The organism is Paenibacillus sp. FSL R5-0345 (genome assembly GCF_000758585.1).
Lineage (GTDB): Bacteria > Bacillota > Bacilli > Paenibacillales > Paenibacillaceae > Paenibacillus_AQ.
The window spans coordinates 4,565,600-4,579,386 of sequence record NZ_CP009281.1 but is presented as its reverse complement, the minus strand read 5'-3'; the positions used below and the strand labels follow the sequence as shown (position 1 = coordinate 4,579,386).

At 44.0% G+C, this 13,787-nt stretch carries 15 protein-coding genes; 14 read left to right on the top strand and 1 reads right to left on the bottom strand.

Annotation, left to right across the window (positions count from 1 at the left end; genetic code table 11):
* Positions 1-19 precede the first annotated feature (19 nt).
* Genes R50345_RS20385 through R50345_RS20375 form a run of 3 tightly spaced genes read left to right on the top strand, consistent with a single transcriptional unit; the run spans position 20 to position 1,817 of the window.
* Positions 20-613, top strand: a complete 594-nt coding sequence (locus tag R50345_RS20385; RefSeq protein WP_042129608.1) for a CPBP family intramembrane glutamic endopeptidase — start codon at positions 20-22, stop codon at positions 611-613.
* Positions 610-981: a hypothetical protein gene (locus tag R50345_RS20380; protein ID WP_042129606.1), complete on the top strand. Its 372-nt coding sequence runs from the start codon at positions 610-612 to the stop codon at positions 979-981. The genes R50345_RS20385 and R50345_RS20380 overlap by 4 nt, the downstream gene beginning before the upstream one ends.
* A complete protein-coding gene (locus tag R50345_RS20375; protein WP_052414669.1) occupies positions 975-1,817 on the top strand; it encodes a metallophosphoesterase in 843 nt (280 codons plus the stop codon). The genes R50345_RS20380 and R50345_RS20375 overlap by 7 nt, the downstream gene beginning before the upstream one ends.
* Positions 1,818-1,886: 69 nt before the next feature.
* Here the strand turns inward: R50345_RS20375 and R50345_RS20370 are convergent, their stop codons facing one another.
* Positions 1,887-2,780, bottom strand: coding sequence for a polysaccharide deacetylase family protein (locus R50345_RS20370; RefSeq protein ID WP_375103454.1), 894 nt, complete (start codon positions 2,778-2,780; stop codon positions 1,887-1,889).
* Positions 2,781-2,865: 85 nt separating this feature from the next.
* Here R50345_RS20370 and R50345_RS20365 point away from each other — a divergent pair, with 85 nt between their 5' ends.
* The 11 genes from R50345_RS20365 (at position 2,866) to R50345_RS20310 (ending at position 13,727) form a co-directional block, all read left to right on the top strand.
* The gene (locus tag R50345_RS20365; protein WP_042129605.1) at positions 2,866-3,249 is read left to right on the top strand and encodes a hypothetical protein; all 384 of its coding nucleotides are present in this window, start codon (positions 2,866-2,868) and stop codon (positions 3,247-3,249) included.
* Positions 3,250-3,511: 262 nt separating this feature from the next.
* Positions 3,512-4,126 (top strand): genetic competence negative regulator, encoded by a 615-nt coding sequence (locus R50345_RS20360; protein ID WP_042129604.1) that lies wholly within the window; start codon positions 3,512-3,514, stop codon positions 4,124-4,126.
* Between the two features lie 247 nt (positions 4,127-4,373).
* Positions 4,374-5,069: a glutamic-type intramembrane protease PrsW gene (prsW, locus tag R50345_RS20355; protein ID WP_042129603.1), complete on the top strand. Its 696-nt coding sequence runs from the start codon at positions 4,374-4,376 to the stop codon at positions 5,067-5,069.
* A 359-nt stretch (positions 5,070-5,428) separates the two neighbouring features.
* Positions 5,429-6,787, top strand: coding sequence for a germination protein YpeB (ypeB, locus tag R50345_RS20345; protein WP_042129600.1), 1,359 nt, complete (start codon positions 5,429-5,431; stop codon positions 6,785-6,787).
* Between the two features lie 128 nt (positions 6,788-6,915).
* The gene (locus tag R50345_RS20340; RefSeq protein ID WP_042129598.1) at positions 6,916-7,569 is read left to right on the top strand and encodes a flagellar brake protein; all 654 of its coding nucleotides are present in this window, start codon (positions 6,916-6,918) and stop codon (positions 7,567-7,569) included.
* 207 nt (positions 7,570-7,776) lie between these two features.
* A complete protein-coding gene (cmk, locus tag R50345_RS20335) occupies positions 7,777-8,487 on the top strand; it encodes a (d)CMP kinase (RefSeq protein WP_231573844.1) in 711 nt (236 codons plus the stop codon).
* Positions 8,484-9,071 (top strand): lysophospholipid acyltransferase family protein, encoded by a 588-nt coding sequence (locus tag R50345_RS20330; RefSeq protein ID WP_042129595.1) that lies wholly within the window; start codon positions 8,484-8,486, stop codon positions 9,069-9,071. Before cmk ends, R50345_RS20330 begins: the two co-directional genes overlap by 4 nt.
* Positions 9,072-9,246: 175 nt before the next feature.
* Entirely contained in the window at positions 9,247-10,569 is a 1,323-nt protein-coding gene (gene rpsA, locus R50345_RS20325) for a 30S ribosomal protein S1 (protein ID WP_231573840.1), read from the top strand.
* A gap of 169 nt (positions 10,570-10,738) precedes the next feature.
* Positions 10,739-12,064 (top strand): ribosome biogenesis GTPase Der, encoded by a 1,326-nt coding sequence (gene der / locus R50345_RS20320; RefSeq protein ID WP_042129594.1) that lies wholly within the window; start codon positions 10,739-10,741, stop codon positions 12,062-12,064.
* A 12-nt stretch (positions 12,065-12,076) separates the two neighbouring features.
* Positions 12,077-12,694 (top strand): glycerol-3-phosphate 1-O-acyltransferase PlsY, encoded by a 618-nt coding sequence (plsY, locus tag R50345_RS20315; protein ID WP_042129592.1) that lies wholly within the window; start codon positions 12,077-12,079, stop codon positions 12,692-12,694.
* Positions 12,687-13,727 (top strand): NAD(P)H-dependent glycerol-3-phosphate dehydrogenase, encoded by a 1,041-nt coding sequence (locus R50345_RS20310; protein WP_042129591.1) that lies wholly within the window; start codon positions 12,687-12,689, stop codon positions 13,725-13,727. The genes plsY and R50345_RS20310 overlap by 8 nt, the downstream gene beginning before the upstream one ends.
* The last annotated feature ends 60 nt before the right edge of the window (positions 13,728-13,787 follow it).

The following is a 13,787-nucleotide window of genomic DNA, read 5'->3' as shown; positions in this document are numbered from 1 at the left end:
AAAGAACAGGCAGGTCACGATGAAAAAATTCAAATTTGGTGAGATTAAGATAAAAAAAGTAGAACCAGGCCAGTTAACAGACCGTCTTCTGCTCCTCAATCTCTACATTACTCAGGGGCTTACATTAATTATCGGTTTGATATGGATATTATTTCAGAAAAGAAATCCGTTTCAGCTATTAATTTTTCCAGAAAGCGTACATTTTGTGGCATGGGGTCTTGGACTGGCCGCTGTAATGCTGGTAGTTGATTATTTACTGACTCATATTGTACCTGAAGAAAGTATGGATGACGGTGGGATAAACGATCTTTTATTTCGAAATCGGCCTGTATGGCATATTGTTATAATTGCAGCAATGGTATCGATATGTGAGGAGCTTCTGTTCAGAGGAGCGATTCAATATTCCATAGGTCCTTATTGGACGAGTATTTTATTCGCACTTATTCATGTTCGTTATTTGCGTCACTTTGTACCTACCGGATGGGTATTCTTAAGCAGTTATGGTCTTGGATATATATACATTCAATCAGGTAGCCTGTGGGCACCTATACTATGTCATTTCTTCATCGACCTATTCTCTGGTCTGGTGATCCGCTACAGGAGGGAATCATGAGTGAGGAATTGAGCCGGTTGAAGTCTCGTCAGAAAAAGCGTGTTGGCGAAGGCAAAACACCAGGCAAAAGTAAAAAAGCGAATCCGCGATCGGAGGGCGCCCCTAAAAAGAGCAATCATTCGAGGACAACAACGGCAACTTTATCAAGGAAAGCGCGCCGCCGTCCGGCAGCTTCTACTAAGGGAACTAACGGTGGGAACAAAGAGCAAGAAGAAACTGTTCCATCACGTTCGGATACGTATTCTTCAGAACGTGTTCGACTTAGCAAAATGTTCGTAAACTCACTGATCTTCATTTTTGTTATATTGCTGGCAGCGCTCCTCTGGTGGGGAATCGAAGGGGCGCCGCCTTTGAGAACTTTATGGTGATCGTTTGGTTATGGGGATTGATCGGGGCTGTGCTTCTGATCGGGGTAATTATTGCAGTGATTATGGTGAGTAACGCCTTTAGAAACAGAATTATTACCGAGGAAATAATTCTAAAGTCTCTCCCTGATGTGTTTGATGGATTTCGGATCCTATTTATAACCGACATCCATCGCAGACGCCTTCCATCAGCGCTATTGAATCCGTTAAAGGGAAAAGTAGATGTTGTTTTACTAGGCGGTGATCTAACGGAAAAAAATAGTCCTCTGGATCGACTGGCCGATAATATGACGCTTGTCACCTCTATAGCTCCTACTTATGTAGTGCATGGAAATCATGATTATCGAGCTGATATTTCATGGGTTGATCAGATTATTAAAGGCAGTGGTGCAAAGCTGTTAATGGATGAAAATGTGCGTATTGAACGTGAGGGAGCATCTCTTTGGTTAACGGGAGTGGATTTTCCGAAAAAGGGTGGTAAGACCTCATATCGTCCATTTCCGCGTCTTACAATGCCTAATGCTTTAGATGTTACTTGTCGGATCATTCTGGTTCATGATCCGCTCTGGCTCTCCATACAGAAAAGTGTGCCGGCTGATCTGATATTGGCAGGACATACGCATGGAGGACAGGTTATACTTCCTTTTTTGGGTCGCAGGCATGTAGAAAATTTCTATCATAAATATGATGCGGGAATGTTTCAATGGCCCAGAAGGGATGGAACTGGAAGGGAAGCAAAGCTGTTGATCAGTAGAGGGTTTGGAACCTCTCACTTGCCAATCCGCTGGGGGAGTCCTGCCGAGATGCATGTATTAACCCTCCGAAAAGAGAAAGAGTAGTTAGTGATAAAAAAACAGGTAATCACCTCTTCGTAAGGTGATTACCTGTTTTTTTGTTCTATTCCAGAATTAACGCATCTTAAGCTCAATGCTGCGGGGATCTACAAAGCTATAGCCTTTGCCTTCAAGTGTAGTAAGCAACTTATCCAAGGCTTCGACTGTCCAAGGGAGTTCATGCATCAGAATATTACTCCCGGAGTGCAACTGGTCCGTTACATTTTTGATCAATTTATCCGTTTTTTCAGTTTCTTTCTCTTTCATCTCCCAGTCTAAAGATCCGTTGGACCAGGTCATATATAGCATCCCGTTCTCAGCGGCAATCTTTTTGCCGACATCACCGCCAGCACCATGTGGAGGGCGGAAAAAGTGAGGGGCTTCACCGATAGTCTCCTTAACAATGCTCTGAACATCTTCGATTTGCTTTTTAACCTCTGCATAAGACTTGTCTTTGAGAATAATATGATCCCAGCTATGGTTGCCAATAATTCCTCCGCGTTTATGAATTAACTCTAAAAGCTCGGGATGCGCTTTAACACGGTAACCGTTCACGAAGAAAATAGCTTTGGCTTGATGCTTGTCCAGAATATCCATTAATGGATTAATCATATTCGCATCTTTGGGACCGTCGTCGAAAGTAAGCAAAACGACCTTTTTATTTGTTGATTCTTCATTGGGGACGATATCATAATTTTTGTTCATATGGTACTGAAGTGGAACTTCAGCCCCAGTATTGGTGTTACTTCCTGCAGTTTCACCTTCTAATGTTGCTTGAGGTGTAGGGGTGACTGCAACTTCCGCTGTTGGTGCCTCTGTTTCTACGCTCTGTGTAGCTGCCGCTGTGGGCTGATTATTTGTTGTGGTTGTTTCCTTAGTATTGTTGCTATCTCCTCCGCTATTGCTACAGGAAGTCAGCAGCAAGGTAGCTAATAGCAGCACTGATGTCATTTTACCCACTTTTTTCATCTCGCTTTCTTGTGATTAGGTTGTATGAGCTGGAATCTTTACGCGAACACTAAACATGATTTTACCATACAAGGAGGCTGGGATTATGAATACTTCGTCATTTTTATGCGGGGTGCTGATGGGCGCCGCAGCCAGTATGATTATGTCCAAAAAGCGGAATTCTTTAATGTCTTCGCTGGGGCAATCAGGTGGTTCCATGAGCGGGGCCGCAGATAAAGCAAAAGAAAAAATAATTGGTATGGCTACGACAGGATTTGGTAACACTGCTGCTTCAAGCAGTAATGCAAGCAATAATGCGCAAAGTAATGGCTCGAACAATGGAACTTCTGAGCATAAAATGGAATCGCCGGCAAAATCAAAAGAATCCAATCTCAAATTACTAAAGGATTTCATTCGCAACAATCCTGAAGTGAAGAGCGAAGTGGAGCAGATTCTAAAAGATACGCATACAGCCATACCGGGATTGTAACCGTAAAGGTCTCCTTCAGAATCATTTTGAGGATGAAATATTCCTCAGGATGATTCTTTTTTATATTCAAGCTCTTGAAAATGGTTTATGAAGTAGAATAGGCTCTTCAGTAGTGGCAACGTTTTAGAGGATTTTATATATTTATTTTCGTGCATTTATCTCTGCAAAATGATAACATACATACATAGTAACCATTTTTGGCTCATTACTCGGGACTCATCATACATTATAATAAATGAGCTTGCAAAAGGAGGATCCTGTCATGAGAATAGAGCGATTAAGTCAAGATAAGATACGGATTTTCCTCACTTTTGACGACCTGAGCGAGCGGGGCATCCAGAAGGAAGACATGTGGCAGGAAGTTCCCAAGGTACATGACCTGTTTACGGAGATGATGGATCAAGCATATAGTGAACTAGGTTTTGATGCTACTGGTCCGCTTGCCGTAGAAGTTTTCGCATTGCCCGCGCAAGGCATGGTCGTTATAGTGACCCGAGGAAAATATGATCACCATCAGTACGGTGCGTCCGGGGAAGAAGAATTGCCAGAAGAGATTTACGAAATGGAAGTTACTCTTGAACAAAGCGACTCCATTGTATATGCATTCCGCGATTTCGAGGTTCTTGTTGAAGCCGCTCATGTGCTCATCGGTAATATTACTTCCCAGGGGAAACTGTATTCTTATAACAATAAATGGTATCTGTACTTCGATCCAAAGGAATTTGAAGAAACGGCGTTGTCAGGTCTTGTTGGCGTACTTGCCGAGTTTGGAGATTCCTCACCGGTTACAGAAGCTGTTCTCGACGAATACGGGAAGACAGTAATGTCGGAGAATGCAGTCCAGTTGTTGTGCACTCATTTTAAGCGTCAGGATTAATTAGCATGATAGGGCTGATGAGCATCATTTTGAAATATAAGAAAGTATAAGTTTCACACTATACTCTATCCTTATATTTCTCGCATAAACGCTTACCGTCCTTATAAGGACGCCAAAGGCGTTTATGCTTGGCTGATTAGCCCTAGTCTTGTTCTTGATGGTGTGGCGGTCATTCTTGAATTAAAGCTGTTATCTGCCTTGCTGTAATCAGCAGAATAAGGCGCTAGGGATATAGGGAGGTTATTCGGTGCTCGTGTTATCGGTTATTTCGTCGGCAGTAGCGCCGGGACTTGCTCTGCTGACCTTTTTTTATCTGAAAGACAAGTATGATCAAGAACCGCTTCATATCGTTATTAAGGTGTTCCTGCTAGGCCTTCTGATTGTATTCCCTGTTATGATCATTCAGAGAGGACTAATGCTGGGGCTGAATGGCGGTCCTTATGTGGAGTCGTTTCTCATATCCGCTGGCGTGGAAGAATGTCTAAAATGGTTTGTGCTTTACCATATGATTTACAATCACACCGAATTTGACGAGCCATATGATGGGATACTATACGCCGTAGCGATTTCGCTCGGCTTCGCAACAATAGAAAATATAATGTATGCTTGGTATAGCAATGCATCAATCGGTTCCATGTTCCTGAGAGCGCTGCTTCCGGTTTCTGGACACGCTATGTTTGGTGTGATCATGGGATATCACTTAGGGAGAGCCAAGTTCTCAAAAGGGGCTAAAACAAAAGGGATTCTGTTGATCTCTATCTTGTTGCCATGGCTGTGGCATGGGATTTATGACTTTATTTTGAGTACGACAGCTAACTACTGGATATGGTTTATTGTTCCTCTGATGGCTATTCTCTGGTACGGAGGAATGGGGAAAGTGGATAGGGCTAATAGCCGATCCCCTTTCCGCTTTCTGAAACGAGAAGAAGAGGTTAACCTATAATCGAGATGGACACACTTATATTCAAAGGATTGTTCCTTAGCGGGGAATTCCAGAGAGGAGAGAGGTGTCTTTTTTTGCGTATAAAAGTCCGTATACTTTGCAAACAATGCGGTGAGACCTACATATTAAGAGGGATAAAAGAGCAGGGTGTTATTCAGACCGGCTTTAAGCAATGCCTTTGCAGTAATAGCAGTGGCTTTGAGATTGAAGAGAGAGCTTAAGTGCTATGATATGAAATTTTGAAGGAATTAGCTTTGTTCATACACTTTAGTCACATTGTGTTACAGACGGGTGCATAAGACTCCCAGTTTATTGTCAAACTAACGCCAATAAGCTATCGAAAGGAGTCTTGTAGCCCTATGTACAAAAGATTAAGTGCTGTAATGTTCCCCCTGACTGCGCTGCTGTTAATTGGAGCGCTCGTGTGGGGTTATCAGGAGAATCAGGAGAAGAATGCGATTCTAATTAAGGCGGAGAACCAATATCAGCGTGCCTTTCATGATTTGTCTTACCATGTGGAACGTCTTCATGGAGAGCTCGGGAACACACTAGCTGTTAACTCCGCTTCTAACGGGATGCACCGCAAAGGACTTGTTAATGTGTGGCGGATGACCAGTGAAGCGCAAAATGAAATTAATCAGTTGCCGCTCACATTACTGCCATTTAGCAAAACGGAGGAGTTTCTGTCCAAAATCTCTAACTTTTCTTATAAAGCCGGGATTCGTGATTTCACTAAGAAGCCTTTGACAGATGGCGAATTGAGCAATTTAAAAGCATTGTATAAGAGTTCTGGAGAAATCTCTAAAGATTTGCAAGATGTTCAGAATAAAGTGATCGGTAGCCGCCTGCGCTGGATGGATGTCGAAACCGCACTGGCTACAGAGAAAAAGGCAGAGGATAATTCGATTATTGACGGCTTCAAGTCGGTGGACAAACGTGTCGAAGGTTACCCTGAACTGGATTGGGGTCCTTCAGTTGCAAGCATTTACGATAAACGTTCTGTAAAAATGCTGGGGGGCACCCCTGTTTCAGTTGAAGATATCAAACGTAAAGCCATTAAGTTTGCAAATGCAGGCTCCAATGCTAAGGTAGATGTGAAAGAAAACGGAAAAAATACGGATTGGCCTTCCTATACGGCTACTGTCAGCGGTTCGAATAATAAGCAGATTATCAGTATGGATTTCACCAAAAATGGTGGTTTGCTGATCTCTTATTATGATAACCGTGAGATTGGTCCAGCTAAGGTATCTTTAGAAGAGGCGGTTACCAAGGCAGAGCAGTTTCTTAAGAAAAAGGGATATCCTCATATGACTGCGGTGAACGCTGACCGTTATGATAATATTGGGAATTTAACCTTTGTAACCAGCCAGAACGATGTGTTGATTTATCCTGAGAAAATGACGATTCGCATAGGACTTGATACTGGGACAACGGTTGGATTTGAGGCTAGCGAATATGTCAATGAACATAAGGACAATCGTAAGATTCCAAAGCCTAAGCTCTCCCTTGCGGAAGCAAAGAAATTCCTGAATTCGGATTTCAAGGAGAACTATCATCGCATGGCTTGGATTAAAAATGAGGACTCCGTAGAAGTCTTGACTTACGAATTTGGCGGAGAGGTGAATGGTACTCAGTATCGTATTTATCTTAATGCGGATGATGGCATTGAAGAGTCTGTGGAAGAAATCAGAGCTTCTTCGGGAGTTGAACAAAAGTGAAAGAACAGGGCTTATCCATATTATGGATGAGCCCTGTTTTATTTTTAAGTTCAAATAATATTTATCTCATTGGGTGATATTCCCATGCTATAATCATTGTTAACTATACTGATTTGGCGGTGACATCTTTGTATCCTAAAATTAATGAATATCTATACATACAGGTTGCTTCCAGTGACGCTGCTGAAGCAGAAGTTGAATATAGATCGAGAATTGCAGAGACAGAAAACGACGCGTTTCTGATTGAAATCCCTATGCAGGAGAGTAACGGTCGTCTAAAACGACTTTTTATGGGGGACGAGCTTTCGGTTTACTTTATAACTGAGGGCGGCATTAAGAATTACTTTAATACTCATGTTCTCGGGTTTAAAGAAGATGTAATTCGTATGGTACGGATCCAAAAACCAGAGGCGGATTCAATTTTCAAAATTCAGAGACGGAGCTTTTTTCGAGTGAATGCAGATCTTGAATTAGCTGTGAAGGATAACCTTGGTAAAAGATTCCTTGTACGTACAGATGATATTGGTGGAGGAGGAACCTCTTTCTTGGTGGATAACCAGGTGAAGCTCGATGTGGGGGCGAAATTGTCCTGCTGGGTTCTAGTGCCGTATAGAAACGGTAGTATTGAGCATGTGGATTTTGAGGGTGAAGTGGTGCGAATTAAAAAGCTTGAAAATGGGCGTCAATTGGCCATGGTGAAATTTGTGGCTATTACAGATAATGAGCGTCAGAAAATAATACGTTATTGCTTTGAACGTCAGTTTGATTTCCGCAACCGATAGGCATTTTTCTAAGCTCTATTAAGCGTTCTGATTTTGCACTGACGTATAAACTGTGGTATAATTTTATAAGTCGCAGGCAATGCCTGCTTTTTTCTTGATAATATCATCAAGCATATCCAATTGTATGTGCTTCTTGATATTGCAGGAACGAACTTGACATCGCTAGATGCTTTTCTTATGAAAGAGTGTTTGAGGAGGAATGCCCCGTTGGATAGGCAGGGTACACATACTTACGACAGAATTAACGTCGCCATCGACGGACCTGCCGGGGCAGGCAAGAGTACTGTAGCCCGATTGGTAGCCCAGAAGCTGTCTTATATTTATGTCGACACAGGCGCAATGTACCGGGCAATCACCTGGTATATGATCCGTGAAGGCATAGAGCCGGAAGATCAGAATCAAGTGAACCAGAAGGTTCGCGACATGGTTATTGAGCTTATACCGGAAAAAGACATCCAAAAGGTGCTGATTAATGGGGAAGACGTAACGCCGCATATTCGGAGTCTTCAGGTTAGCGGCCTTGTGTCGCAGTATTCGAAGATCGAAGGTGTAAGGTCCAGACTCAGTCATTTGCAGCGTCAGATGGCGCTTCGCAAAGGCGTTGTAATGGATGGCCGCGATATCGGTACAACCGTGCTGCCCGATGCCGAAGTAAAGATTTTTATGACGGCAAGTGTGGAAGAAAGAGCTCTCCGTCGTTATAAGGAATTGAGAGACGCGGAATCGGTGACACTTCAGCAGCTTGAACATGATATTGCACAGCGAGATCGTCTGGATGAAGGACGGGAGATTTCACCGCTGCGCCGTGCGGAAGATGCAATTCTTCTGGACACGACCTATATGGATATCAATCAAGTCGTTGAGGCCATTGTATCCCATTGCAGATCTCATGTTGACGGGGAGAGAAATCATTTATGATTTATGTATTTTGCCGAGGATTGCTTCGCTTGATTTACGCAATTGTTTTCCCGCTTAAGATTGTGGGGGAAGAGAATGTGCCAAAGGAGGGCGGGGTGCTGCTCTGTGCCAACCATATTAGTTTGCTAGATCCGATGACTATTGGGATTAAGCTAGACCGTCAGGTAAAGTATATGGCTAAGGCAGAACTGTTTGAGGTTCCTGTGCTTGGCTGGCTCATTAACAAATTGGGCGCTTTTCCGGTCAAACGTGGTGGCGTAAGCAAAGAATCCATTAAAACGGCCCTTAACACACTTCGTAGTGGTAATGTCATGGGTATCTTCCCGGAGGGTACGCGTAACTCTGACGCCGGAGTTGCCAAGAAAGGGGCTGCAAGCTTCGCACTTCGAAGCGGTGCTGCAGTTGTTCCAGCTGCTATTGTCGGTGAGTACAAACCCTTTCGACGGATGGTTGTTGTCTATGGGGCTCCTATAGATCTCAGTCAATTTGCCGGTGCAGGAAGTGAATCTCTCGAGGCTGTTACCGATGTCATTATGGAACGCATCAACGAGATGAAGAAGTCGGGTATACCAACTGTTAGTTAAGGGATAAACGAAATAATAAATTTCGTCCAGTACTACGATTAAATAACGGCATAGTCGCTATTTTTTGGAACATACTATCTTCAAGTGTAATTTGTAATGCCAAGCAGTGCTTGTTTTGAACTCTGCTATACGCAGGTTTAAATAAATGGGGTTTTGAATCGAGGAGGCTAATCACATGTCTGAAGAAATTAAAAATCAGGAAACTACGGAGAGTAATGAAACCGTAGAAGCGGTGGAATCCGCTGTGACAGAAAATAACGGAGCTGTAGAAGAAGTTGCTGCCGTTAACGAAGAAGAAGTGACTAACCAAGCTGACTTGGAAATCATTTCTTTGAAAAAAGGCGATACCGTGAAAGGAACAATCGTCAAAATCGAAGATAACCAAGCTTATGTAAGCATTGGATATAAATACGACGGCGTGATTCCGATTCGCGAATTGTCCGCAGTACAACTGGACAACGCTGCAGCAGCAGTAGAAGTTGGACAGGAAGTAGAATGTAAAGTTGTTAGCATCAACGACAACAAAGAAAGCCTTGTTCTTTCCAAACGTGCTGTTGATAGCGAAAAATCATGGGAAGATCTTGAGAAATACTTTGCTTCCCAAGAAGCTTTCGAAGTTACTGTAGCTGACGTTGTTAAAGGCGGTCTAGTTGCTGATGTTGGAGCACGTGGATTTATCCCTGCTTCTATGGTTGAGCGTCATTTCGTTGAAGATTTCAGTGATTACAAAGGCCGTACCCTGCGCGTTAAAGTGAAAGAACTTGACCGTGAGAACAGCAAAGTAATCCTGTCCGCTAAAGAAGTCCTTGAAGAAGAGTTCGAAGCCAACAAGCTCAAAATTATGGCTGAACTGTCTGAAGGTCAAATCATTGAAGGTACTGTACAACGTCTAACTCAATTCGGCGCATTTGTTGATGTTGGTGGAGTTGATGGTCTTGTACACGTATCCGAAATCGCTTGGAATCACGTAGAGAAACCTTCTGATGTAGTTTCCGAAGGTGATAAAGTACGTGTTAAAGTACTTAAGGTTGATCCTGAAAAAGGAAAAATCAGCTTGAGTATCAAAACTGCTGCTCCAGGTCCTTGGGACTCTGCTGCTGGCGAAATTAACATCGGTGATGTTGTAACAGGCGTTGTAAAACGTCTTGTGAACTTCGGAGCATTCGTTGAATTGCTTCCAGGGGTGGAAGGTCTTGTGCACATTTCGCAAATCTCCCACAAACACATTGCTACTCCACACGAAGTATTGAAAGAAGGACAAGAAGTTCAAGTGAAAGTACTCGACTTCAACCCATCCGAGAAACGTGTTAGCCTAAGCATCAAAGAAACAGAAGAAGCTCCAGCACCTACTGCTAGACCTGAACGCAGCAACAGCAGAGACAGAGCTCCTAAAGAAGTATTGAACAACCCTAACGTTTCTCTAAGCAACGAAGGCCTTAGCTTTACGCTTGCTGAACGTTTTGGTGACAAGTTGGACAAATTCAAAGGTAATAACTAATCCTGCTTTTTGAATATACGGGTAAAGTAATCGGCGAGCCCTCGATACGGGGGTTCGCCGATTCTCTTTTTCCGGTAACAGAAAGATTTATTAAAGCTAACATGAGTGTTAGCCAATTTTAATGTTTTTTGCTATGATGAGTATCGTAAGGATGACAGGAGGAATGAATATGGCAAGACCCGTTGTGGCAATCGTTGGGAGGCCTAACGTCGGGAAATCGACGATTTTTAATCGGCTGATTGGCGATAGAATGGCCATTGTAGAAGATAAACCGGGGATTACACGTGACCGGATTTATGGTATTTCAGATTGGAACGGTAAGTCGTTCAGTGTGATTGATACCGGTGGTATTGAAATTGATGGAGATGACACGATTCTAAAATCAATCCGCGTACAAGCGGAGCTGGCGATTGAAGAAGCGGATGTTATTGTATTTATGTGTGAGGCGAAGAGCGGTGTGACGAATTCAGATGAAGAGGTAGCTCAGATTCTGTTCCGTTCAGGTAAACCAATCGTTCTTGCCATCAATAAAGTGGACAATATGAAGCGTGCAGATGATATTTATGAGTTCTATAGCCTAGGCTTTGGAGATCCGATCGGGATTTCCGGTAGTCATGGTACAGGACTCGGTGATTTGTTGGACGCTGTAGTAGAACGTCTGCCAGAAAAAATAGATGATGAATACGATGATGATGTCATTCGTGTTGCATTGATTGGCCGTCCGAATGTAGGTAAATCATCTTTGGTTAATGCGATTCTGGGTGAAGAACGCGTTATCGTTAGTGATATTGCAGGCACTACTCGAGATGCTATTGATACACCATTTGAACGTGATGGACAACGTTATGTACTTATCGATACTGCGGGTATGCGCAAAAAAGGTAAAGTATATGAGAACATTGAGAAATACAGTGTTATGCGTGCTATGCGTGCCATTGAACGGGCTGATGTGGTCCTCGTTGTTATTAACGGTGAAGAGGGTATCATCGATCAGGACAAGCATATTGCTGGTTATGCACATGAAGCAGGTAAGGCATCAATTTTTGTTGTGAACAAATGGGATGCTATTGAGAAAGACGACAAGACTATGCAAAACTTCGAGACTAAGATTCGTGACCATTTCTTGTTTATGAGTTATGCACCGGTTGTCTTCTTGTCGGCTTTGACTAAACAACGCCTGCAAAAACTGCTACCTGTGGTGCAGCATGTATCACAACAGCATGCACTACGTATTACTACGCATCTGGTGAACGATGTTGTATCGGATGCCATTGCGATTAATCCTCCTCCAACTGACAAAGGCCGTCGCTTGCGTATTAACTACGTAACGCAGGTTGCGGTGAAGCCACCGACGATCGTGGTGTTCGTGAATGACCCATCGCTGATGCACTTCTCCTATGAACGTTACTTGGAGAATAAAATCCGTGCGGCGTTTAATTTCGAGGGAACGCCAATCCGTCTCTTTACACGGCGCAAATCCGAAAACGAAGGTTAGGGGAGAAGAAGTGTGGCGCTTGAACTTCTGGTTATCGTTGTAAGCTATTTGCTTGGTTCTGTCAGCTTTAGTGTGCTGTTTGCCAAGCTGCTAAAGGGAATTGATATCCGTCAATATGGAAGCGGCAATGCGGGGGCTACCAATACACTACGTGTATTGGGGAAAGGTCCTGCGATATCTGTGCTAGTGCTGGATGTACTAAAGGGTGTTGCCGCAGTTTGGTTAGGAACTTGGGTAGGTGGCTGGGGAACCTGGGTTGCTGCTCTTTGCGGAATCGCTGCCATTGTTGGACATAACTGGCCGCTTTACTTTCGTTTCCGTGGGGGGAAGGGCATCGCTACTACGATTGGCGTTATGGCTACATTGTGTTTATGGCCAGCGCTGCTCGCCGGTGTCATCGCCATAGGATCTATCTTTATCACTCGTTACGTATCACTTGGCTCGTTAATTTTTGTCGCGCTGACACCGGTCTTTCTATTGCTGACAGGATTTACCCAGCCAGTGCTCTGGACCAGTATTATTATCGCGGTTTTTGCCTTCTGGCGGCACCGGACGAATATTGTTAAGATTGTGGAGGGCCGTGAGAATAAGATAGGCTCAAAAGTAAAAGGAGGGAATCGTGTTGTCTGATAAAGTAACCGTACTAGTAGCGGGGAGCTGGGGAACTGCGCTGGCAAGTGTGCTGGCTGCTAATCACTCGGAAGTTTATCTGTGGACACGTAACTCTGATCAAGCTGCCGAGATCAATGGCTCTCATATGAATAATAAGTATTTACCGGGGATTTCCCTGCCCGCAAACATCATTGCAACCACTGATATGGAGACCGCAGTTTCCGGTTCTAAAGCGGTTGTTATTGTGGCCCCATCTTCAGGTATGCGGCAGGTTGCTCGCAGTCTGAAGCCGTTCTGGAAGGATGATATGCTATGCGTTCATGCTACGAAGGGCTTTGAGACTGAAAGCAAGAAACGGATGTCCATCGTTATTGCTGAGGAGCTCGGCTGTAACGAAGGGCAGATTGTCGTTCTCTCCGGACCGAGTCATGCAGAGGAAGTAGTGCGACTGTGTCCTACTACGGTTGTTGTGGCTTCACCTGATGATAAGCGTACCGCAGAAGCACAGGAATTGTTCATTAACAATGATTTTCGTGTATATACGAACCGCGATCAGGTAGGGGTAGAGCTTGCTGGTGCACTAAAGAATATTATTGCACTCGGTGCAGGTCTATCCGATGGTCTTGGATTTGGGGATAATGCTAAGGCGGCGCTTCTGACACGTGGACTGGCCGAGATTTCTCGGGTGGGCGTTGAGCTTGGAGCGAATCCTTTGACCTTTGCAGGGCTTGCAGGTATCGGGGATCTTGTAGTGACTGCTACCAGCCAGCACAGCCGTAACTGGCGTGCAGGCTTTATGCTCGGGCAAGGGAAACCGTTGGATGAGGTGCTGGAGTCAATGGGGATGGTTGTCGAAGGTATTCGTACCACAGAGGCAGCTTATGCCATTTCCATCAAGCTAGGTGTCCAAATGCCCATTACAGATCAGATTTATCATGTGCTTTTTAAAGGCAGAAGCCCGCGTAGTGCTGTCGAAGCTCTGATGGGCCGTGATCGTAAACCTGAGCTTGAGGCGATATCTCAGGAAACTTGGGAGCAGTGGCATTCCTGATCCTGTTCACCTTTTTCCGCGAATTCTCATATGTTGTATTGGGGATTGACGGAGGAGGGA